Origin of the sequence: Pedobacter ginsengiterrae, assembly GCF_039537385.1 — a bacterium.
GTDB classification, from domain to species: Bacteria; Bacteroidota; Bacteroidia; order Sphingobacteriales; family Sphingobacteriaceae; genus Pedobacter; species Pedobacter ginsengiterrae.
This window is the reverse complement of record NZ_BAABAK010000009.1, coordinates 35,793-58,646: the sequence shown is the minus strand read 5'-3', so window position 1 is coordinate 58,646 and position 22,854 is coordinate 35,793. Positions and strand designations below refer to the sequence as shown.

General features: G+C 35.6%; 23 protein-coding genes. 10 read left to right on the top strand and 13 right to left on the bottom strand.

Features of this window, described 5'->3' with window-relative positions; translation table 11 throughout:
• Window positions 1-31: 31 nt before the first annotated feature.
• Complete coding sequence (locus ABD692_RS08105; RefSeq protein WP_344766127.1) at window positions 32-535, top strand: lipocalin family protein; 504 nt, start codon at window positions 32-34, stop codon at window positions 533-535.
• On the opposite strand, the gene ABD692_RS08100 is transcribed toward ABD692_RS08105, so the two are convergent.
• The 4 genes from ABD692_RS08100 to ABD692_RS08085 form a co-directional block, all read right to left on the bottom strand.
• Window positions 525-935, bottom strand: a complete 411-nt coding sequence (locus tag ABD692_RS08100) for a hypothetical protein (protein WP_344766126.1) — start codon at window positions 933-935, stop codon at window positions 525-527. The genes ABD692_RS08105 and ABD692_RS08100 overlap by 11 nt on opposite strands.
• 125 nt (window positions 936-1,060) lie before the next feature.
• Entirely contained in the window at window positions 1,061-1,396 is a 336-nt protein-coding gene (gldC, locus tag ABD692_RS08095) for a gliding motility protein GldC (RefSeq protein WP_316763897.1), read from the bottom strand.
• Between the two features lie 131 nt (window positions 1,397-1,527).
• Window positions 1,528-1,800: a hypothetical protein gene (locus tag ABD692_RS08090; RefSeq protein WP_344766125.1), complete on the bottom strand. Its 273-nt coding sequence runs from the start codon at window positions 1,798-1,800 to the stop codon at window positions 1,528-1,530.
• Window positions 1,800-3,146: a DEAD/DEAH box helicase gene (locus ABD692_RS08085; protein ID WP_316763902.1), complete on the bottom strand. Its 1,347-nt coding sequence runs from the start codon at window positions 3,144-3,146 to the stop codon at window positions 1,800-1,802. The genes ABD692_RS08090 and ABD692_RS08085 overlap by 1 nt, the downstream gene beginning before the upstream one ends.
• 333 nt (window positions 3,147-3,479) lie before the next feature.
• On the opposite strand from ABD692_RS08085, the gene ABD692_RS08080 reads away from it, so the two are divergent.
• Together ABD692_RS08080 and ABD692_RS08075 are read left to right on the top strand one after the other, a co-directional pair.
• Window positions 3,480-4,814: a dihydroorotase gene (locus ABD692_RS08080; protein WP_344766124.1), complete on the top strand. Its 1,335-nt coding sequence runs from the start codon at window positions 3,480-3,482 to the stop codon at window positions 4,812-4,814.
• Window positions 4,814-5,884 carry a DUF3810 domain-containing protein gene (locus ABD692_RS08075; RefSeq protein ID WP_344766123.1) on the top strand — a complete coding sequence of 357 codons (1,071 nt, stop codon included), beginning with the start codon at window positions 4,814-4,816 and terminating at the stop codon, window positions 5,882-5,884. The genes ABD692_RS08080 and ABD692_RS08075 overlap by 1 nt, the downstream gene beginning before the upstream one ends.
• Window positions 5,885-6,009: 125 nt before the next feature.
• Here ABD692_RS08075 and ABD692_RS08070 read toward each other — a convergent pair whose 3' ends face one another.
• Window positions 6,010-6,591, bottom strand: coding sequence for a MiaE family protein (locus ABD692_RS08070; protein WP_344766122.1), 582 nt, complete (start codon window positions 6,589-6,591; stop codon window positions 6,010-6,012).
• Between the two features lie 152 nt (window positions 6,592-6,743).
• Here ABD692_RS08070 and ABD692_RS08065 point away from each other — a divergent pair, with 152 nt between their 5' ends.
• Complete coding sequence (locus tag ABD692_RS08065) at window positions 6,744-7,973, top strand: glycosyltransferase (protein ID WP_344766121.1); 1,230 nt, start codon at window positions 6,744-6,746, stop codon at window positions 7,971-7,973.
• Window positions 7,974-8,217: 244 nt separating this feature from the next.
• On the opposite strand, the gene ABD692_RS08060 is transcribed toward ABD692_RS08065, so the two are convergent.
• The 4 genes from ABD692_RS08060 to ABD692_RS08045 form a co-directional block, all read right to left on the bottom strand.
• Entirely contained in the window at window positions 8,218-9,579 is a 1,362-nt protein-coding gene (locus tag ABD692_RS08060) for an acyl-CoA dehydrogenase family protein (RefSeq protein ID WP_316763916.1), read from the bottom strand.
• A gap of 190 nt (window positions 9,580-9,769) precedes the next feature.
• Window positions 9,770-10,486, bottom strand: coding sequence for a bacillithiol biosynthesis deacetylase BshB1 (gene bshB1, locus ABD692_RS08055; protein ID WP_344766120.1), 717 nt, complete (start codon window positions 10,484-10,486; stop codon window positions 9,770-9,772).
• A gap of 5 nt (window positions 10,487-10,491) precedes the next feature.
• A complete protein-coding gene (locus ABD692_RS08050; protein WP_316763923.1) occupies window positions 10,492-11,004 on the bottom strand; it encodes a glutathione peroxidase in 513 nt (170 codons plus the stop codon).
• 9 nt (window positions 11,005-11,013) lie between these two features.
• Window positions 11,014-11,628 (bottom strand): DUF4294 domain-containing protein, encoded by a 615-nt coding sequence (locus tag ABD692_RS08045; RefSeq protein WP_316763925.1) that lies wholly within the window; start codon window positions 11,626-11,628, stop codon window positions 11,014-11,016.
• A 110-nt stretch (window positions 11,629-11,738) separates the two neighbouring features.
• Here ABD692_RS08045 and ABD692_RS08040 point away from each other — a divergent pair, with 110 nt between their 5' ends.
• The 4 genes from ABD692_RS08040 to ABD692_RS08025 all read left to right on the top strand — a co-directional run bounded on the left by ABD692_RS08040 (window position 11,739) and on the right by ABD692_RS08025 (window position 17,463).
• Window positions 11,739-13,946 (top strand): RelA/SpoT family protein, encoded by a 2,208-nt coding sequence (locus ABD692_RS08040; RefSeq protein ID WP_316763926.1) that lies wholly within the window; start codon window positions 11,739-11,741, stop codon window positions 13,944-13,946.
• Window positions 13,947-14,146: 200 nt separating this feature from the next.
• Window positions 14,147-14,644 carry a Fur family transcriptional regulator gene (locus tag ABD692_RS08035; protein ID WP_316763928.1) on the top strand — a complete coding sequence of 166 codons (498 nt, stop codon included), beginning with the start codon at window positions 14,147-14,149 and terminating at the stop codon, window positions 14,642-14,644.
• Window positions 14,645-14,682: 38 nt separating this feature from the next.
• On the top strand, window positions 14,683-15,963 hold the full coding sequence (locus ABD692_RS08030; RefSeq protein WP_316763929.1) for an adenylosuccinate synthase: 1,281 nt from the start codon (window positions 14,683-14,685) through the stop codon (window positions 15,961-15,963).
• A gap of 243 nt (window positions 15,964-16,206) precedes the next feature.
• Window positions 16,207-17,463 carry an anthranilate synthase component I family protein gene (locus ABD692_RS08025; RefSeq protein WP_344766119.1) on the top strand — a complete coding sequence of 419 codons (1,257 nt, stop codon included), beginning with the start codon at window positions 16,207-16,209 and terminating at the stop codon, window positions 17,461-17,463.
• A 146-nt stretch (window positions 17,464-17,609) separates the two neighbouring features.
• Here the strand turns inward: ABD692_RS08025 and ABD692_RS08020 are convergent, their stop codons facing one another.
• The 4 genes from ABD692_RS08020 to ABD692_RS08005 all read right to left on the bottom strand — a co-directional run bounded on the left by ABD692_RS08020 (window position 17,610) and on the right by ABD692_RS08005 (window position 20,483).
• Entirely contained in the window at window positions 17,610-18,416 is an 807-nt protein-coding gene (locus tag ABD692_RS08020; RefSeq protein ID WP_344766118.1) for a M48 family metallopeptidase, read from the bottom strand.
• A gap of 91 nt (window positions 18,417-18,507) precedes the next feature.
• Entirely contained in the window at window positions 18,508-19,155 is a 648-nt protein-coding gene (gene plsY / locus ABD692_RS08015) for a glycerol-3-phosphate 1-O-acyltransferase PlsY (RefSeq protein WP_344766117.1), read from the bottom strand.
• A 51-nt stretch (window positions 19,156-19,206) separates the two neighbouring features.
• Window positions 19,207-20,049, bottom strand: coding sequence for a carboxylating nicotinate-nucleotide diphosphorylase (gene nadC / locus ABD692_RS08010; protein WP_316763940.1), 843 nt, complete (start codon window positions 20,047-20,049; stop codon window positions 19,207-19,209).
• Between the two features lie 89 nt (window positions 20,050-20,138).
• The gene (locus ABD692_RS08005) at window positions 20,139-20,483 is read right to left on the bottom strand and encodes a DUF4783 domain-containing protein (RefSeq protein ID WP_344766116.1); all 345 of its coding nucleotides are present in this window, start codon (window positions 20,481-20,483) and stop codon (window positions 20,139-20,141) included.
• A 288-nt stretch (window positions 20,484-20,771) separates the two neighbouring features.
• Between ABD692_RS08005 and gpmI the strand changes: the two genes are divergently transcribed.
• Both gpmI and ABD692_RS07995 read left to right on the top strand, forming a co-directional pair.
• Complete coding sequence (gene gpmI, locus ABD692_RS08000) at window positions 20,772-22,292, top strand: 2,3-bisphosphoglycerate-independent phosphoglycerate mutase (RefSeq protein ID WP_344766115.1); 1,521 nt, start codon at window positions 20,772-20,774, stop codon at window positions 22,290-22,292.
• Entirely contained in the window at window positions 22,292-22,819 is a 528-nt protein-coding gene (locus ABD692_RS07995; protein ID WP_344766114.1) for a hypothetical protein, read from the top strand. The genes gpmI and ABD692_RS07995 overlap by 1 nt, the downstream gene beginning before the upstream one ends.
• The last annotated feature ends 35 nt before the right edge of the window (window positions 22,820-22,854 follow it).

Below are 22,854 nucleotides of genomic sequence, written 5' to 3'. Positions count from 1 at the left end.
GTTGCGTAAATAACATTAAACCTTTAATGTTATGAAAACGATTTGCACCATTATATTAATTCTAACCAGCTTTTTTCATGCTGACAAAAACTTACCTGTTGATAAGTTAGATTTAAAAAAATATGCTGGCACCTGGTATTCATTATACTCTATTCCTACTATTTTTGATAAAGGCAGTAGAGAAACTACAACAAAATACACACTTAATAAAGAGGGGTTTTACAATGTTTTAACCACTTACAAAAAACCTAAAGACGAGAAAATCTATTCGAGAAACTCTAAAATGTTTCCATTAGAAGATGGCAGTAATGGCGAATTGCAAGCGCAGTTTATATGGCCAATTAAAGTTGATTATTGGATTATAGAATTGGCCAATGATTATTCTTACGTAGTGGTTGGTCATCCAGATCATAAATTTCTATTCATTATGAGTCGTAACCAAACGATGCCGAAAAAAACTCATGATGAAATAGTTGCCCGTTGCAAGGCTAAAGGTTATGAAGTTGATAAACTTACAGCGCAGTTTAAAGACTAGTTTGTGCTATAATTTTCTCTCCGCGTTTTGTACTGAAAAGCATAAATAAAACACCAACTAAAAATACAATCCAGCCCCATTGAAAATGAACAACCTTGCCAATTAATTTATTGGCAAAGTCATATTTGGTGTAATTATTTGCCGTAAAGTACACTGCTACAACAGCTAAAACATACCAAATAGCCATTACGAAGCTCATAAATTTAAACGCGCCTATCTTTCTAATAAATAGCAAAAGAATAGCGATTACGATAATCGCATAAGTAATCATAAACAAGCGAGCGTCTGACTGGTACAAGTTCCAATTGCCTTTAATCGGCACTTTTAACATCGGACAGAAACTAGCTATTACGCATAATAAAATACCTAACCAAGCCCTGAATTTATTTAGTATTAACATATTGTTTTTTGGTTGTTTAGTTGTTTAGTTGTTTAGTTGTTTAGTTGTTTAGTTGTTTAGTTGTTTAGAAAAAACAAATATTAACTAATTTGTTTGGCATTTTTTAACAAATAACGACTCACGAACTACTGTCCCTCAACAATACCCATTTTCTCTGCAAAATGAGCACAATAATCACGTAAATCTTCAACAATTAAAGTTTCGTTAGTTGCTTTCAAAAAGCTATCGCCCATCGTTTGTAACGTTTCATAGAAAAAACGTTTCATTTCATCAACGGGCATGTCTTTGGTCCAAAGATCTACTTTTAACGTGTTTTTGTAGTTATGATCCCAAACCGAAAGAAACATGGCTTTTGCGGGTACTTTATCAGCATTTTCCGAATCTGTACTTTCCCAAAGAATATTATCTGGATTGTTAGCCTCGTCTAATTCAACTGTTAATTTTATTTCTGCTGTTTTCATATTTTTAATTGATTTCGCCGATTGAGTAGTTTTGACCGATTTCAACCGTTAATTTTTATCGCCGCAAAGATGATTATTTTTTGAATTAATTATTCAGATGAAAGGATTATACCGTTTTTTTTACCTGTTAATTACGCTAATTTTTGAATAATCAACATCAGAATTATGGTAGTCACAACAAAAATCGATTCAACAATCCAAATCTTTTTTAAATCCTTTAACGTAAAACGGAAAATCAAATCGGTAATAAACGTAACCAAAATTAAACAGCCTAAAATAACAAGGTAGAAACCACTCATATCAATATGTCGGGGCGTATTATCTTTTTCAGATAATAAATTAACCACAACCAAGCCAAGCGCTACTGCTCCAACTATATTTAAAGGGGTAATCCTTAAGTTCATTACTTTTTCTTATCGAATTTTTTACCTTTTTTAAACGATTTAATTTGCTTTCCAGCTTTTGCTTTGGCTTTTTCTCTTACCTTTTTCTCTATCGCTGCAGCATGTTTCTTCTCATGGAAAGCGCCTTTAAATTCAGGATCTTCCTTACGTTTCTGCAGATCGATTTCCTTCGCAATATGCTGGCGTTCCTCATAAGGCGTTTCATCAATGTAAACACCTTCAGGTATTTCGGCCACTGGAATATACTGGCGTATTAACTTTTCAATTTTGCGGATATAATATTTCTCTGCATCGGTAGCAAAAGTAATGGCATCGCCTTTGGCAAAAGCCCTACCCGTACGCCCTATTCTGTGCACATAATCTTCAATAATAATCGGCACATCAAAGTTAATTACGTGGCTAACATCACTCACATCAATCCCTCTACTCGCCACATCGGTAGCAACTAAAACCCGAATATTACCTTCTTTAAAACTATTAATCGAATTAATTCGTGTATTCTGTCCTTTATTTGCATGAATAACGCGAACGTTTTCCGAACCATATCTACGCTCAATAAAACTGAAAATATTATCGGCAACTGTTTTTGTTTTACAAAAAATAATCAAGCGACTAAAAGCCTCATCATTCTTCAACAAATGTTGCAGCAAATTTATTTTTGTTTTAAAATTTGGCACGTAATATAAGGCTTGAGTAACATTTGCTGCAGGTGTAGCCTGTGTCGATGCCTCAATAACCAATGGATTATTTAAGAAATCGCCAGCAATTTTTTGCACCAAATCGCTCATCGTAGCCGAAAAAAGCAAGTTTTGTCGTTTACGAGGCACAATTTCTAAAATTCTATGAATCGAACCAATAAAGCCCATATCCATCATTTTATCAGCCTCATCCAGTACTAAAAATTTTAAACTCTGTGTGTTAATATCACCATCCAGGTATAAATCCAGAAATCTTCCAGGCGTAGCAATCAAAATATCCACTCCTTTTGCAATCTGTTCTTTTTGTGTTTTCGGACCAATACCACCGAAAATTACCAGCGAACGTAAGTCTGTATAAGTAGAGAATAATTTTACCTGCTCAGCAATTTGCATAGCCAATTCGCGTGTTGGCGATAAAATTAATGCCCTTGGATTTTCGCCCTGAGCATATTTTAATTGCATTAAAATCGGCAAAACAAAAGCCGCGGTTTTACCTGTTCCCGTTTCTGCGATTCCGAAAATATCTTGTCCAGATAATACTGGCGCAATTGCTTTTTCCTGTATCGGCGTGGCAACGGTGTAACCTGCATCGGCAACTGCATTTAAAATTTGCCTGTTTAACTTAAATTCTTCGAACGATTTTGCCATAGCCCACAAAGATAGGCTTTTTAAGCTGAAAGGCTTAAATTAGTCTGAAGTTCGGAGTCTTTAAGTCATGAATTCATAAAGCCAAGATCACTTAAAGAGATTTAGGGGTAAAGCAATTTCAGTAGTTCTTTAATTACGGTAGTCCTGCTATCGTTCCAATCTTTTTGCAATTGTCAGTCTGAGCTTGTCGAAAACCTGCAACAAAAAGTATTTCCACTTTATCAGGTTTATTTAACTTAAAACAATGCTAAAAACTCAACTTCCACCTTTCTGTAGCCCAAAACTTTCCACTTTATACTTTCTACTTTATACTAAAACACTACCTTTGAAACCATGAATTCTTACCTGATAAAAGCCGCCACAATTGTAAACGAGGGACAAAAAATTGTTGCCGATGTATTAATTAAAGATGGATTTATTACCAAAATCGGTCAAAATCTTTCTGCACCAAATGCAACTGAAATTAACGCCGAGGGGCAATACCTTTTACCAGGAATGATTGATGACCAGGTGCATTTTCGTGAGCCAGGTTTAACACATAAAGCCGATATTTTTACCGAAAGTATGGCCGCCGTAGCTGGTGGAATTACCTCCTTTATGGAAATGCCTAACACAGTTCCAAATACTTTAACACAAGCGCTACTTGCCGATAAGTATGCAATTGCTGCAGAAACTTCACTTGCCAATTACTCATTCTACATGGGTGCAAGTAACGATAATATCGAAGAAGTTTTAAAAACCGACGCTAAAAATGTTTGTGGCATTAAAGTTTTTATGGGCTCATCAACAGGAAATATGTTGGTTGATAACGAAAAAACTTTAGAAAATATTTTTAGCAAAGCGCCTATTTTAGTAGCTACACATTGCGAAGATGAGGCAACCATTCGTAACAACCTGGCCGAATTTAAGGCAAAATATGGCGATAATTTAACCATCGAAATGCATCCAATTATTCGGAGTGCAGAAGCTTGCTATAAATCATCATCTTTAGCAGTTGAGCTGGCAAAAGCATACCAAACACGCTTGCATATTTTACATATTTCTACTGCAAAAGAAATTGCACTTTTCGATAATACCATTCCATTAAAAGATAAAAAAATTACTGCTGAAGCTTGTGTTCATCACCTTTGGTTTAATGATAAAGATTACGCCACAAAAGGTAATTTTATAAAATGGAATCCTGCAGTTAAAACTGAAGAAGACCAAAATGGAATACTCGCTGGCATTTTAAATGATAACATCGATGTTATCGCTACTGACCATGCACCACATACTTTAGAAGAAAAAAACCAGCCCTACTCGCAAGCACCATCAGGTGGGCCGCTGGTTCAACATGCGTTACCTGCTTTATTAGAAATGCATTTGCAAGGCAAAATTTCATTAGAGAAAATCGTTGAAAAAACAGCACATAACCTGGCTATCTGTTTCGATATAGAAAAACGCGGTTTCATCCGTGATGGCTATTGGGCAGATTTGGTTTTGGTAGATTTAAAAGATTCATGGACTGTAACCAAGCTGAATAATTTTTACAAATGCGGTTGGAGTCCTTTCGATGGAGATACTTTTCAAGCCAGCGTAACACACACATTTGTATCAGGGAATTTGGCCTACCAAAAAGGCAGATTCACAACCGACCAGATCGGTAAGCGACTAACTTTTGCGAGATAATGATAAAAGGAGAATCTCTGTATAGTAAAACTATTGTATTGTTCGCATTTACTTCAGCGATTTTCCTATTCAGCTTATTCCCTTCTCTTGTCCAAAAATATTACTCAACAGGCATTTATTCTTACATTTCTTCATTACTAAGATTTGTTTCCTCGATTTTCCCATTTGCTATAGGCGATATTGTTTATGCCTTACTAATAGGTTTTGTCGTTTACAGAATCATCAGGTTTTTCAAAAAAAGAAAATCTTTAAAGAAAGAACACAGAATCATTGTTCCGCTACAGATCTTGAACTTTTTCCTGATTCTTTACATCATCTTCAAAATTGTTTGGGGTTTAAATTACAGCAGACCAAGTGTGAGTGAAGAGTTAGGGATTGGAAATGAAAAATATACAGTAAAAGAATTGGTTTTACTTGGCGATTATTTTGTGAATAAGACTAATGATCTAAAACTTAAACAAACCAAAATCCCTGCTTATTCCATCAAATATTTAAAAACGAATTCGGCAAAAGCTTATGATTTAATGGAGAAAAAGAATCCGTTATTTCGTTATCAAAATCCGTGTCTAAAATCAGTTTTAAACTCATGGGTCATCAGCAAAGTGGGAATTGAGGGCTACTACGCCCCACTAACTGGCGAGGCAAATATGAACATGGCCTTGCCTAATTTTGTAAAGCCTTACGTTTCTTGCCACGAAATTGCCCATCAGTTAGGCATTGCTTACGAGGATGAGGCCAATCTTTTGGGCTATTTAACAGCAAGCAATAGCCCTGATGTGAATTACAAATACTCGGCTAATTATGAAATGCTACGTTATATTTTGTTCGAAATCAGAATGAAATCGCCCGAAGATTATAAAATACTTCACGATAAGTTATCCGCTGGCGTTTTAGCTGACTTTAAAACTGAAAAGGAGTTTTGGCGCAAATATAACGGCGAAATGTTCGGCTACATGGATGCCGCTTTTGATAGTTTCCTAAAACTGAATAACCAACCCAAGGGCATCGACAGCTATCAGGACATTGTGATTTGGTTGTGGAATATACATAAGGAAGAAATTACCCCCTAGCCCCCTAAAGGGGGAACTAAAAGCATGATGGAAAAGCTGGGTTTACTTATTTAAATTATAATCTATTTGTTGTGCGTTTGAAATAGACTTTAGAAAGTCAAAATCCCCTTTAGGGGGTTGGGGGTTTAACCATGTATAGCTTCTCTGGTTCCAAAACTTTGAATTAATTCGCCTTCAAATTCCAGCCATTCTTTCCATCGTTTATCTACATCAACATCAACAGTATATTTACGGGCAAAGTTTAAGAAAGTAGTATAATGACCTGCTTCGGACACCATTAATTCATGGTAAAACTTAGCCAGTTTTTCATCTTTAATATTTAAAGAAAGTACCCGAAAACGCTCACAGCTTCTGGCCTCAATCATTGCAGCAAACAAAAGCCGATCAATAAAAGCCTGGTTTCTGCTGCCATCTTTTTTACTAAACTTAACTAAACGCCCAACATAATCATCTTTTCTTTCACGGCTTAAAGTATAACCACGTTGTTTAATAATGTCGATTACCATTTGAAAATGTTGCATTTCTTCAATTGCGATTGCGGTTAATTCCTCAACTAAATCCTGATGTTCTGAGTTTTGAGTAATTAAAGTGATTGCATTCGTGGCTGCCTTTTGCTCGCACCAGGCATGGTCAGATAAAATTTCTTCTAAATTCGATTCAGCAATATCGGCCCAACGTGGGTCTGTCAATAATTTTAATCCTAACATGTGGTGTTGTAATTGAACTGCAAAATTAAGAATATTTAAGATACGTTTAATATCTCCGGCAGATTTAGAGCATAAACGCAAATCTGGATTTTTAATCTACGAAAATCATATTTATCTGCGGGAGCAAAAAAAAAGAGCTTATTTTGTAGAAAATGAATAGAAGCGCAAAGAAATTATTGATTATTGGATTGGTTTGGCCTGAGCCTACTTCATCGGCAGCGGGAACACGAATGATTCAACTAGTCGATTTATTTTTGCACAAGGATTATGAAATCACTTTTGCTTCTGCAGCCTCGAAAAGTGATTTCAGTTATGATTTCTCACAAACTTCTGTTATTGAGCAGCAAATAAAGCTGAATGATGAAAGCTTCAATTCATTTTTAAAAACATTAAACCCATCCATTGTTATGTTCGATCGCTTTATGGTGGAAGAACAATATGGTTGGCGGGTGCAGCAGGAATGCCCTGATGCGCTTAGAATTTTAGATACCGAAGATTTACATTGTTTGCGGAGTGCCAGACAACAAAGCGGTAAAAAACAAACTGAAATTAACTTGTTTTCAGATACCGCAAAGCGGGAAATTGCTTCTATTTTGCGTTGCGACCTTTCGTTAATCATTTCGGAAGTGGAAATGAAAATCCTGGAAGAAACTTTCAAAGTTGATTCTTCTTTACTTTACTATCTACCTTTCCTTGAAAAAGAAATTACAGCTGAAATGGTCCAAAATTGGATTCCTTTTGCAGAACGAACTGATTTTGTATTCATTGGTAATTTCCTGCACGAACCAAATTTTAATACAGTCCAAAATTTAAAGACTAAGGTTTGGCCTTTATTACGCAAAAAACTTCCAAACGCAAGCATGAACATTTACGGAGCCTATACTTCGCCAAAAGTTTTGCAGCTGGAAAATAAAAATGAAAAATTCTTTGTTAAGGGCAGAGCATTAAATGCTAAAGAAACCATTGCAAAGCATAAAATTCTTTTCGCTCCTATTCAATTTGGAGCTGGTGTTAAAGGCAAATTTATCGATGCCATGCAAGTTGGAACACCATCTATAACAACTTCTGTTGGTGCCGAAGCTATGAGAGGCGGTTTAGATTGGAATGGATTTATTGAAGATGATGTAGAAATTTCTGTTAAAAAAGCGGTTGAACTTTATGAAAACAAGACGATTTGGCTTTTGGCTCAACAAAATGGAGTTCGAATTATTAACGAACGTTATTCTTCATTACATTTTGCGGAGAAGTTTATTACTGTTATTGAAAAATTGGATTTAGAAAAACATCGTCAGGAAAATTTTATTGGTCAGATTTTAAACCATCACACCACACAGAGCACGAAATATATGTCGTTGTGGATTGAGGAAAAGAACAAAAAGTAAATTACTATGCTTCAATGGTTAAGCCTATCAGTTTAGATCTGCTTTGGACGTTAAATATTTGTTTAAAAATGTTTCGCCAATTACATTGGGAGATGGTTTCTCCCGAAAAGCATCTCCCCTTTATTTATAAACCTGATGGAAACGGCAGCCCGAGCTTTTTCTGCGAGGCTATAGTGTACAGCAGGGCTGAAATAACTGAAAAGCAAAGAAATTTGCTTTTCAAAAAATAATAAAATTTTAATGGTTAAACAAAAGCCGAAAAACCTGTTATAGCTCTCCCTACAATTAATGTATTGATTTCTTTAGTTCCCTCATATGAGTAAATAGCCTCTGCATCGGCGACGAAACGGGCAACATTATATTCAAGCAAAATTCCGTTTCCGCCCATAACTTCGCGGGCTTTACTAACCACATCTCGTGTGCGTAACGAGCAAAATACCTTTGCCAATGAGGCGTGTTCATCTTTTAACAAACCTTGATCTTGAAGCTGTGACAAGCGAAAACATAAGGTTTGCATGGCGGTAAGATTGGACAGCATTTCGACCAAATGATTTTGAATTAACTGAAATGAAGCTATTGGTTTACCAAACTGTTTTCTGGTTCGGGTATAATCTAAAGCGTTTTCGTAAGCCCCACGAGCACAACCAACGGCTTGCCACGCTACACCAGCTCTTGTCATTTGTAAAACTTTGGCCGTATCTTTAAAAGAATTGGCATTTTGCAAACGATCGGCTTCTTCAACTTCACAATTGGTTAAGGTAATTATGCCATTTTGAACAATGCGAAGGGCCATTTTATCCTTCATTTTCTCGACAGCGAAGCCTGGATTATCTTTTTTAACAATAAAGCCTTTAACTTCATTATCAGCTTCATCTCTGGCCCAAATAATTAATATATCGGCAAAGGTTGCGTTACCGATCCACTTTTTCTGACCATTTAAAATCCATTTATCTCCTTCTCTTTTACAGGTTGTGGTTAAGCCACCAGCCGCAGCAGAGCCAACTTCGGGTTCGGTTAAACCAAAAGCACCAATAATTTTGAATTTCTGCATTAAAGGAAGCCATTGTTGTTTTTGTTCTTCTGATCCACAAAGGTAAATTGAACCCATGGCCAAACCGCTTTGAACGCCAAAAAATGTTGAAATCGAGGTGTCGATTCGGGCCATTTCCATTGCTAAAATGCCTTCCATTAAATTCGATTTACCTGGACAGCCATAACCTTTGTAGGTTAAACCACAAATGTTAAGTTCGGCAAGTTTTGGTATTATTTCGTGTGGAAATTCAGCTCGGTTCCAATATTCGTTAACTATTGGTTTTACTTCGGCTTCTAAAAAAGCTCTCACTTTTAGTTGTAGTGCACGGTCTTCATCTTTTAAAGCTTCATCGCCTAAATGATAAAAATCACCTTCTATTGGAGGGAGTTCTTTTTTCTTTTTTGAACCGCCCATCATTTTCATCATGCCCTGAATTTGCTTATCATCAAGACTAGAAATGGTTTCGACCATTTTTGGAAGATCGACTTTTTTTGACAGAGCCTCGAGCTTATCAAAATCTACATGCTTAAAAAGGTTATACGCGTTTTTGAGTGAAGAGAATATGTTCGCCATTATTATTCGTTTTTAGAATAACAAACGAGTGGCGATTTTGTTAGTTTATCTATTTTGTCGTTGTTACGAACGAAGAACCTACAACCCAATGAAAACAGCAATAACAATCAGCTAAATCGTAAATGTTTGAAAAAAATGCCCGAGTATGGGCTAGAGATTCTTCGTTTCTAATAATGACAATAAGCCTAACTTATTTTAAATCGAATAAATTATTTACTCCCAACAATTTTCTTGAAGTAAAACCTTCGCCAAAGGTTGCGCCAATGCTTTTACCAAATTCCCTGGCTCTGCCAATTACGCTTTCAAAAAATTCTGGCGATGAAATATAAGTCTGCAAACCATCCACATCGGGATTATAAAACTGTGTTTTAAAAGCTTTTATCGATTGAATTTTTGCATCCATATGATCAGAAATATCTACAATGATATCAGGTTTTAAATATCGATCTTGAATATATTGTAACAACAACCTCGGGCGATGTGCTTCTTGTTTTTGTCCATCAATTTCTGTTTCAACTTTAGGTAAGCCTGATAGGAAAACAGCGTCGTAAACTAAGTCTCCAGCTCTTCCGTGATCAGGATGGCGATCTTCTAAAGCATTACTTAAAATAATTTCAGGCTGATATTTCCTTATTGCTTTGATAACTTCTAAACGATGAAATTCATCATTCTGAAAAAACCCATCTCTAAACCTTAAATTTTCTCGGGCATGTAAACCTAAAATTTTACCAGAATCGGCTGCCTCTTCATCTCTTGTTTCTGCTGTACCTCTGGTTCCTAATTCTCCTCGTGTTAAATCGACTAGCCCAACTCTTTTACCTAATGCAATATGCTTTAAAATGGTTCCTGAACAGCAAAGTTCGGCATCATCAGGATGAACGGCTATAACTAATATATCTAATTTCATTAACTCTATTTATTTTTATTATCCAGCAGGCGCTGAATTTTTTTCTTAACTTTTGAACTCAATGGTTTAGTAAAAGGGAAGAAATAATCTTCCAGTTCGCCCTTTGCGTTAATCAGATATTTATGAAAATTCCATCTTGGCGATGAACTGAGTTTTGAATTCAGTTTTTTATCACTCAAAAATTGGTATAGAGGATGCGCATGAGCACCACGCACCATAATTTTATCGAAAACAGGAAATTTTACACCGTGATTTATTTCGCAAAAACTGGCGATATCTTTGCCAGTTAGTGGTTCCTGTTTACCAAAATCGTTGGTAGGAAAACCCAAAATCTCAAAATCGGGATTGTTAATTTCATCTTTTAATTGTTGTAATTCGCCTAGCTGAGGCGTAAAACCACACTCTGATGCGGTATTTACAATTAAAATAACTTTATTTCGGTAGGCTGAAAGTAGTTGATCTTCACCTGTAATCTTCTTCACTTTAAATGAATAGATGTTCGGAATAGTTTCCTTCATTATTAATGCTTATTGATAGAATCCAGAAGAACGGATAATGGCTTCAATATCCCTATCTTCATCGATGCTGTATGTACTTTTTAAATTATGGCCAACTACACGGGCAATAATCTGGTAGGAAAACGCAGCAAAACCTCCTTTAGTTTGTTTCACAATATCATATGTAGTGCGACCAACTTCACGATCAATTAATTTTGTTAATATTTGTCCCTGAGTGATTGTTAAATCTTTAATCTCACGGTTAAACATATCTTTAATTTCTTTATCGCACTGCTTAACAAGCGCTTTCTGTTCTTTCTTTTCGGGTGCTGTAACCAAATCCCGCTCTAATTGTTCGTATCTGCGCTTGGCAAAAAGTGCATAAGGCATAACCTTTAAAACATTGTAACGCAAACGATTAAACGCTGCTCTTTCTTCAGGTGTTCTAAAAATTCGGTTTGCGTAAACATACACCTCATTAAGCTGCATCCAAGGTATCATAACTCCATTATCATTCGTAGAAGTAATCCTAATGGTATCGGCTTTACCCAATTTTGGATAAACAGGTGATGTATACTCCTGTGCTTTTAGCGAAACACTAAAAATCATGACAATAAACAGAATGATAAGCTCTTTAAATTTCATAAATTTATACCTAAACAAAGTTAGTTGTTATTTCATATATTAGGAGTTTTATAAAACTAATATAAGTTATTATAAAATAATAAGACGCATTTTTTACGCAAAAAATACAAATGAAAACAGAGTTAGTGATTGATTTAGAGGCAGAGAAACAAGAAATATTAAAACGATACAGGGCTTTGCTCAGAGCCAGTAAATCAACTTTACAAAAGGGAGACAAGAAAGAAATTAGAAAAGCTTTTGATATGGCACTCGAAAGCCATAAAGATATGCGCCGTAAATCTGGCGAACCGTATATTTATCATCCGATAGCAGTAGCCCAAATTGCGGCCGAAGAAATTGGCCTAGGTACCACTTCTATTGTTTGTGCATTATTACACGATGTTGTTGAAGATACAGACATCACATTAGAAGATATTGAACGTGAATTTGGCAAAAAGACAGCTAAAATTATCGATGGTTTAACCAAAATATCTGGCGTTTTTGATACAAATAGCTCTTTACAGGCCGAGAATTTTCGTAAAATGCTGCTTACCCTGGCAGATGATGTTCGGGTAATTCTGATAAAATTGGCAGATAGGTTGCATAATATGCGTACGATGGATTTTATGCCTCGACATAAACAGCTTAAAATTGCCTCAGAAACAATTTATCTGTATGCGCCTCTTGCGCATCGCTTAGGCTTGTATGCAATAAAATCAGAGCTCGAAGATCTTTCTATGAAATATCTTGAGCCTGAAACGTATAAATTTATCGCCAAAAAATTAAACGAAAAAAAGGCAGAGCGAAACCTTTTTGTTAAAAAATTTGTAGAACCTGTTGATGAAATTGTGCATGAACAAGGGCTAGTTGCCGATATTTATGGACGCCCAAAATCTATACATTCCATTTGGAATAAAATGAAGAAAAAAAATATTCCTTTCGAAGAGGTGTATGACCTTTTCGCCATTAGGATTATTTTAGATAGCGCTTACGAAAACGAAAAGGCCGATTGCTGGAAAGCCTATTCAATTGTAACCGACTTATATCGTCCAAATCCAGATCGTTTACGCGATTGGGTTTCATCTCCGAAAGGAAATGGCTACGAATCTTTACATACTACAGTAATGGGGCCACGCGGACAATGGGTTGAGGTTCAAATTCGTACGCAGCGAATGAATGAAATTGCCGAAAAAGGTTTTGCTGCACATTGGAAATATAAAGAATCGAGCAATGATAACGGTTTGGATCAATGGATTCAGAAAGTTAGAGAAATGCTAAATAATCCTGAGGCAAATGCTTTAGACTTTTTAGATGATTTCAAAATGAATCTTTTCTCTGATGAGATTTTCATTTTCACACCAAAAGGTGCTTTAATTCAATTGCCGCTGGGTGCAACCGCATTAGATTTTGCTTTCGAAATTCATACAGATGTTGGCGCAACGTGTATTGGCGCTAAAGTAAACCACAAACTCGTTCCAATTTCTTACAAATTACAAAATGGCGATCAGGTTGAAATTATAACCTCGAGCAAACAAACACCAAAAGAAGACTGGTTAAATGTTGTGGTTACGGCAAAAGCCAAATCAAAAATAAAATCATCCTTAAAAGAAGAAAAAAGAAAGATTGCCGAAACTGGAAAGGAAATTTTAGAACGCAAATTAAAATCGCTTAAAATCACCTACAATACCGATAACCTGCAAAAAATCAGTTATTTCTTTAAACTTCCTTCTACGCAAGAATTATTTGTAAATGTAGCTTTAGGTAAAATAGAACTTAAGGATATTAAAGAATATTTATCGAGCGAGAAAGAAGTAGAAACCCGAGGTCCTGAACGACCGGAAAACCTAACGGTTGATGCGGTTAAAACAAAAATGAAAGGCTCGGAAAACGACATTTTATTAATCGGTGAGGATTTACAAAAGATAGATTACACTTTGGCTGCTTGCTGTAATCCTATTCCTGGCGATGATGTTTTTGGTTTCGTTACTGTTAGTGAGGGCATAAAAATCCATAGAACTAACTGCCCTAATGCAGCTCAGCTGATGTCTAATTACGGTTATAGAATTGTTAAAGCTAAATGGAATAAACAGCAAGAACTAACTTTCTTAACAGGTTTACGTATTGTGGGCATTGATGATGTTGGTTTGATTAACAACATTACAAAAGTAATTTCGAACGACTTTAAAGTTAATATGCGTTCGATAACCGTAGATACCAACGAAGGAATTTTTGATGGCTCGATAATGATTTTTGTAAACGATACCGAACACCTGGAAAATTTGATTAAAAATTTATTACAGGTAAAAGGTGTAACAGGCGTTACCAGGTTTGATGCATAAAAGGGTTATAGGTTATAGGTTATAGGTTATAGGTTATAGGTTTGGAAGTCATTTTCACTAAAGGTTTAATCCTAGGTGATTTATTTCTTTGTTAATCTGAAAACAACTGATAACCCGCAACCGACTTATTACAACATTTCAACAATCTAACAATTAAACAGTCAAACAATTTACCTACCTTTGAACGGAGTTTAAAAACTATGTCAGAACAGAAAACAAATGAGCTTGTTCGCAAGATTTTTGAAGCTTATTTAGAGAACAAAAATCTTCGCAAAACACCTGAGCGTTTCGCAATATTGGAAGAAATATATTCAAGAAACGATCATTTTGATGTAGAAACACTCTACATCCACATGAAAAACCAAAAATATCGCGTAAGTCGTGCTACGGTTTATAATACATTAGAACTTTTAGTTTCTTGCGATTTGGTTACCAAACATCAGTTTGGTAAAAACATGGCTCAATTCGAAAAATCTTACGGCTATCGTCAACACGATCACGTAATTTGTATCGAATGTGGTAAAGTGGTAGAATTTTGCGATCCGCGAATTCATCAAATCCAAACCATGGTAGGCGACCTTTTAAAATTCGATGTTAAGCACCATTCGTTAAATCTTTATGGCTTTTGCTCTGATTGCAGCATGGCAAATAAAGTAAACGAAAATGCAGCTGCTGCTGCAAAAGTTGAAGCAAATTAAATCAATCCACAAAATAAAACCAGCTTAAATTTTTAATAATGACGCAAGTAGATGTACTTCTCGGCCTGCAATGGGGCGATGAAGGAAAGGGAAAAATCGTTGATGTACTAAGTCCAAAATATGATCTTATTGCCCGTTTTCAAGGCGGCCCAAATGCAGGACATACCTTAGAATTCGATGGCAAAAAATTCGTTTTAAACACTATCCCATCAGGAATTTTCAACGAAAAAACCATGAACCTAATTGGAAATGGTGTAGTTATCGATCCTATCATTTTAAAAAGAGAGCTTGATAATTTAAAAAAAGCAGGTCATGATCCAGTTGCCGAAGGTAAATTGGTTATTGCCCGTAAAGCGCACTTAATTTTACCAACTCACCAATTATTAGATGCGGCCAACGAGGCACGCATGGGTAAAAATAAAATTGGATCAACACTTAAAGGTATTGGCCCAACTTATATGGATAAAACTGGCCGTAACGGTTTACGCGTTGGAGATACCACTTTACCAGACTTTAAAGAGCGCTACGCTAAATTAGTAGAAAAACATACCGAAATCCTTTCTCATTACGAAGGTTTCGAATATGAATTAGCAGAAAAAGAAGCTTCATTTTTCGAAGCAATCGAATTCTTGAAATCAATTCCACATGTAGATAGCGAGCATTTTGTTAATGGCTATTTAAAAGAAGGAAAAGCGGTTTTAGCAGAAGGTGCACAAGGAACTTTATTAGATGTTGATTTCGGCTCATATCCTTTCGTAACATCAAGTAACACCACAACAGCAGGCGCTTGTACAGGCTTAGGGATTGCACCTAACAAAGTTGGCGCAGTTTACGGTATTTTCAAAGCCTATTGTACACGCGTTGGTGGCGGTCCTTTCCCTACTGAATTAGATAACGAAGTTGGTGAAAATTTACGTGCCTTAGGTCACGAATTTGGCGCAACTACAGGCCGTGCTCGTCGTTGTGGCTGGATCGATCTTCCTGCATTAAAATATGCCATCATGCTAAACGGTGTTACCGAATTGATTATGATGAAAGCCGACGTTCTAGATACTTTCGATACCATTTATGCTTGTACACATTACGAATATAACGGCGAAACGATTGATTATATGCCTTACGACATCATTTCAATAGAACCAAAACCAGTGCTTAAAGCTATTGATGGCTGGGCTACAGATGTAACTAAAATTACTTCGGTTGATGAAATTCCAGCTAAATTGAATGATTATATTGCATTCTTAGAAAAAGAATTAGAAGTGCCAATCAAATTCCTTTCTGTAGGACCAGATAGAGCACAAACATTAGAGTTACGCTAGTAGGCTCGTCATCTCCCATGAAGCGCAGCGAAATGGAGAGATTTTGTCGCAAGCGAAACTTGAAACCATAATAAAAAGCAATCCATATTTGGGTTGCTTTTTTATTTGGAAAGCACAGCAACTGCTACTATTAACGTTATTCCCGCCAATGCTCCAAGTCCCGATTTCAACCGCATTGAAAATTGAAAGAATCTGCAACGGGAGCTTTCCACTTATGTCGGGTTTAGTTACCTTTGCCGCAGCTTGAAAACCAACCAAAACATTACAGAATTTAAACAAAAGGCATTGCACTGGGCAAATCAGTTTGATGTTTGTTGCTTCTTAGATTCAAATCAGTATAAAGATCCTTATTCAGCATACGATTTTATCATTGCGGCGGATATTCAAACTGAACTTAAATGTGATTCTGGCAATGCTTTTGCGCAATTAAAAGAATTTCAAACGGTAAATAAACAATGGTTATTTGGTTTCTTGGGCTACGACCTTAAAAATGAGATTGAAGACCTTCAATCAAATAATAATGACCATTTAAACTTTCCAGAATTATACTTTTTCGTTCCCAAATATTTAATTGCAGTTAAAGAAGATAGAATAGAAGTTTTAATAGGAAACGAATCTATTTTAAATGAAATTCTTGATTATAATCCTGAGCTCAAAACAGAAGCAAATTCTTTAACAATTAATCAAAAGCTTTCTAAAAATCAATACATAGAAAAAGTAGAATCTTTAAAAAACCACATTATTCGCGGCGATATTTATGAGGTAAATTTTTGTCAGGAATTCTTCAGCGAACATGCCGAAATCAATCCAGTACAAACATTTGAGTTCTTAAACAAGGTTTCCCCAACTCCATTTGCAGGTTATTTCAAAGCTTATAATCATTATATTTTATCGGCTACGCCCGAGCGTTTTTTATGTAAGCGTGGTTCAAAATTAATATCTCAACCCATAAAAGGAACAGCAAGAAGAAGTGAAGATTTAGGTGAAGATGAAGAAATTAAAATTCGCCTTAGAAACGACGTTAAAGAGCAGGCTGAAAATGTTATGATTGTCGATTTGGTGCGTCATGATCTTACAAAATCAGCAGTTAAAGGAAGCGTAAAAGTAGACGAGCTTTTCGGAATATACACCTTCCCGCAGGTTCATCAAATGATTTCTACAATAAGCTGTACTTTAAATCCTGATGTGCATTTTATAGATGCTATAAAAAATGCTTTTCCTATGGGATCTATGACCGGAGCACCAAAAGTTAAGGCCATGCAATTAATTGAAGAGTACGAGGCAACAAAACGAGGAATCTATTCTGGTTCCTTTGGCTGCATTAATCCCAATGGAAATTTTGATTTTAATGTTGTTATTCGCAGTATCCTCTATAACGCAGACAACAAATACCTATCCTTTCAAGTTGGTGGCGCAATTACCTACCAATGCGATGCCGAGAAAGAGTATGAAGAATGTCTACTTAAGGCCAGTGCAATTCTTAAGGTTTTAGGAAGCTGAGTTCATTTGGCCTCATTGGTCATTAGTCATTAGTCATTAATCGAAACAAAAGATTTAAGAATCTGTTTCTACAAACCAAAAAAGACATTAAAAAAGGCTGAAAGTTTTACACTTTCAACCTTAAATTTTTAACTTCTAACCTTCAACTATTTTTTATAATACTGTTGTGCTTCAGGTAAATATTTTTGTATTTGCGCTATACGCGTTGCATCACTTGGGTGAGTACTTAAAAATTCTGCTGGTTTTTGTGCACCTGCTGATGCAGACGACATTCTGTTCCAAAAACTTGTAGCACTTTGAGGATTATAGCCAGCCATTGCCATAAAAATTAATCCTAAACGATCGGCTTCCAATTCTTGATTACGGCTAAATTTCAACATTGCAACCTGCCCACCAACTCCATAACCTGCATTAAAAATAGATTGAACCTTTGGATTCTTAGATAATGCAGCACCTGCTAAAGATCCTAACCCTTGTGTTACCATTTCATTAGACATTCGTTCTGCCGAGTGGCCAGCAATAGCGTGAGCAATCTCATGCCCCATAACGGTAGCTAAACCAGCATCATCTTGGGTTACAGGTAAAATACCTGTATATACTACAATTTTACCACCAGGCATACACCATGCATTTTTTTCGTTGTTTTGAACAACGTTAACTTCCCACTGATAATCTGCAATTAAATTACCATAGTTGTTACTATTCATATATGATTTTACAGCTGTAATTAACCTGCTACCAATAGTTTTAACTTTTAGTGCCTGTGCATTCGTAGCTGGCAATACTGTAGTTTTATTTTCGGTAAGAAAAGTACTGTAAGCTTGAAAAGCCATCGGCAAAACCTGGTCATTACTAACCAAATCAAAACGGCTACGCCCAGTTAATGGCACAGTAGAACATGAATTGAATAATAAAACACTGGCAATACCAGCCGTTAAAAATAACTTTTTCATAAAAATTGTAGTTAATGATAATGATTACTTACAGCAACCTCCATACAAACAGGAATTGCATAAATAAGTTTCAAAAAATGTATTTTGTTAATTAATTAGTTTTCTTTTTAAACAAGTACACTTTAGATTCTTTGCCTTTCAGCAACCTTTCGAGATTTTTTTGGTGGGTAACTAGAATCAAAACACAAACCACCATGCCGTAAAGCACTTCTGATTTTATAGATACCTGAAATAGAAATACGATACTCAGCGGAAAAGTAAATCCAGCACATATCGAACTTAGGGAAACATATTTTGTTAAAAGCAATACAACCACAAAAACCAGAACACAAAGCATAGATGCCTGGAAGTGAACTGCCAAAATCATTCCAAAAAGTGTAGCGACACCTTTACCACCCCTAAATCCAGCGAAAATTGGAAATAAATGCCCCAAAACGGCTGTAACCCCTAAGGCAAGTTGGTAATTAACAAATTGTGCAGAATTTTGAGGCCCAGTTACAGACATGCCGATCAGATAAGCAAGATTAGTTGCTGTATAACCTTTTGCTATATCGATAACCATTACGGCAATACCAGCTTTTTTGCCTAAAACGCGAAAAGTGTTGGTTGCACCAGCATTACCACTTCCGTATTCTCTAACATCAACACCATAAAAAGCCTGTCCTAGCCATACCGCTGTTGGAATAGAACCAAAGAGATAAGCAACTAATAAGGCTGTGAGAGAATAAACCGTAACCATAGCCTACAATGATACAAAAAATAAGCTTTTATTTATATATGAAATCACAGATTAATATGCTTTTAAACTCATATCAAGGCTTTTCACAGAGTGTGTAAGCGCTCCCATAGAAATATAATCTACTCCACAAGCGGCATATTCGCTAACATTTTCTTCCGTAATACCTCCAGATGCTTCTGTAATAAAACGTCCATCAATTAATTGCACAGCAGCTTTCAAATCGGTATAATTGAAATTATCAAGCATAATTCTATCTGCCCCACCCGCTTCAATTACTTCGTTTAATTCCCCAATATTCCTCACTTCAATCTCAATCTGCAATGATTTATTTTTTTCTACCAGATATTTGCGGGCCGCATTGATAGCATTTTCAATACCTCCAGCATAATCAACATGGTTATCCTTTATCAAAATCATATCGTATAAACCTATTCGATGGTTTACACCGCCACCAATCCTCACCGCCCATTTCTCCAAATAACGCAAACCAGGTGTTGTTTTACGAGTATCTAATAATTTGGTTTTGGTATCTTTTAGTAAGGAAACAATTCGATTCGTTTTTGTTGCAATTCCGCTCATGCGTTGCATACAATTTAATACCAGTCGCTCGGCTATCAAAATAGAATGTGTACTTCCTTCTACAGTTAGTGCAATATCTCCAATTTTAACATCAGCTCCATCATGAATTAGTACATCAACTTTTAAATTAGAATCTACTTCTTCAAATATCGCTAAGGCAAGCTCAATTCCTGCCAAAATTCCATCTTCTTTAATAATAAGCTTAGCCTTACCTTTTGTTCCAGCGGGAATAGTTGACAATGAAGTATGATCGCCATCGCCAACATCTTCGGCAAGTGCATTTTTTATAAATTGAGATATAAGTTGTTTATCCAAAATTCGGGTATTAAAGCCCAAAAGTAAGAATTTTTTATCAGAAGGCAATCTTAAAGAAGATGCGGAAATGGTAGGAAATTAAATTTAGATTAATCCTTGGCAGGCTCTATTCTCAACTCAGTAATTAAAAATGCCGTGTTAAATTTTTTCATGGTAACAGAAACCCGATAAGTTTCTTTTGAGGTACTTAATAAAATTACTCCAAATCTGTAATTCTGGCTATTATTAATTCTATGAAAAATACTTGTTTTTACAGGTTGATGCTTACTAAAAAAATCTTTCAAAATCTGCTCACCCTGTGCTTTAGAGTATACATCTTCCTCATCAATAATAATCAGTTCGATAGTTGGCGCAAAATTTTTAGCTATTTCCTTTGAGTTACTTGACTTAAAATACGAGGATAAATCATCAATAATATCAACCTGAAAGGCCATGGAACGATATATTGGTGTAATTGCTACTAAGAATAAAAATAAGCTCCGGATCATTTCTGTATTTTATAATGAACCCTGTAGCTAAAATTATGCCATTAGCTTATCAAAAAAAGGATTTCTTAATTTGTATAAGCATCAATAAACCTATATTTGCTTTATAAAGAGTTATTAAAACATAACATTTACCAAAATGTTTTAAAACTGCGTATTAATTTTAAAAATCAATTAATGATTGAATACATGTTATTTTAAAAACGATGTATTTAATCATCTCAAAAATAAGAACGAATGAAAAATAAAAAACTTGCACTTATTATTCTCGATGGTTGGGGCTACGGAAAACATGATAATTCTGACGCCGCTTATGCTGCCAATACACCTTTTTTCGATTCATTGATTCAAAAATACCCAAACTCTAAGTTAGAAGCTTCGGGCGAGGCCGTTGGCTTACCAGCTGGCCAAATGGGTAATTCGGAAGTTGGCCACATGAATTTAGGTGCTGGCCGTGTAGTTTACCAGGAACTTGGGCGCATAAATAAATCTATTGCTGATAGAGAATTACATAGTAATCCAGTTTTAGTTAGTGCATTTGATTACGCAAAGAAAAACAATAAAGCCGTTCACTTTATCGGATTGGTTTCGAATGGTGGTGTTCATGCACATATTGAACATTTAAAAGCATTATGCGATGCTGCCAGTGAAGCCCATGTAGAAAAAACTTTTGTTCACGCTTTTTTAGATGGCCGTGATACCGACCCTAATTCGGGATTAGGTTTTATAACTGATTTACAAAATCACATTCAAAATTCGAATGTTAAATTAGCTTCGATGATTGGCCGTTATTACGCAATGGATAGAGATAACCGTTGGGAACGTGTAAAGCAGGCTTACGATGTAATGGTTAACGCTGTTGGCGAGAAAACGCAAGATGCTTTAGCTGCCATAAAAAAATCTTATGATGAGGGCGTTACGGACGAGTTTATTAAACCAATTGTTTTAACTAACGAAAATGGCGAAGCTGTTGCTACTATTCAAAATGATGATGTGGTAATATGTTTTAATTTCCGTACCGATAGAGGCCGTGAGATTACAACGGCTTTAACTCAAAAAGATTTCCCAGAACAACAAATGCACAAGCTGCCATTGTACTACGTAACCATGACTACTTACGATGAAAGTTTTGAGAAGGTAAATGTAATTTTTACCAAAGATGATTTATCACATACGATTGGTGAGGTTTTGGCAGGAAACGGAAAAAATCAAATTCGCATCGCCGAAACTGAAAAATACCCTCATGTAACTTTCTTCTTTTCTGGCGGAAGAGAAACAGAATTTGAAAATGAAAAACGTATTTTAATCCCTTCTCCTAAAGTTGCTACTTACGATTTACAACCAGAAATGAGCGCAGCTGGAATTACCGATGCCATTACCAAAGAAATGGAAACTGGATGGGCTGATTTTATTTGTTTAAATTTTGCAAACCCTGATATGGTTGGGCACACAGGTGTTTTCTCTGCCGTAATTAAGGCTGTTGAAACTGCAGATAAATGTGCTGAAATTGTAGTTAACAAAGGTTTAGAGAATGGTTACTCATTCATTTTACTGGCCGATCATGGTAACTCAGAATTTATGGTAAACAAAGATGGTTCACCAAATACAGCGCATACCACTAACCTTGTTCCTTGTATTTTAATTGATGATGAATATAAAAGCATCGCTGATGGAAAACTTGGTGATATTGCGCCTACAGTTTTAAAAATTCTAGGTGTAAACATTCCTGAAGAAATGACAGGTAACGTTTTAGTATAATGAATAAAAAATTAATCTTATCTGTATTTGCTTTTGGATTGTTCGGCTGCAACCAGCGCGAAGCATCAAAAGCGAATACGGATTTGCTTTACTTTGATTTAAAAGGATATTTTGTAAAGGAAGCCATCCGTTTAAACAAAATAAATCCGCAGGTAAAAAAGCAAGTTATTGTAAACGGAACTTCAGAAACCAGCGTAATTCATATTACAGACTGGCAAAAAGAGTTTGCAATTTTTATGAATGCAGATATTAACAAAGCATCGTGGAAGGGTAGTTTTAAGGCAGATAACAATTTAGCATTCGAGCATTATACTTCAGCAAATAAAAAGATACCTGTTAAGAATCTTTTGGTTAGCAAAACAGACGGCAAGGTTAAAAAAATTGAAATTATTATTGCCAATAAAAATATCCTGTATCTATCTGGTGATACCTTAATTTATTATCCTGATAGTTTATATCAAATTAAAAAGTATCAAAAAATTAAGTTACTTAATGCAAAAAGTTATCAAATTACTGGTAAATTTTAAAACAAAAAAGGCTTGAAATTAATTTCAAGCCTTTT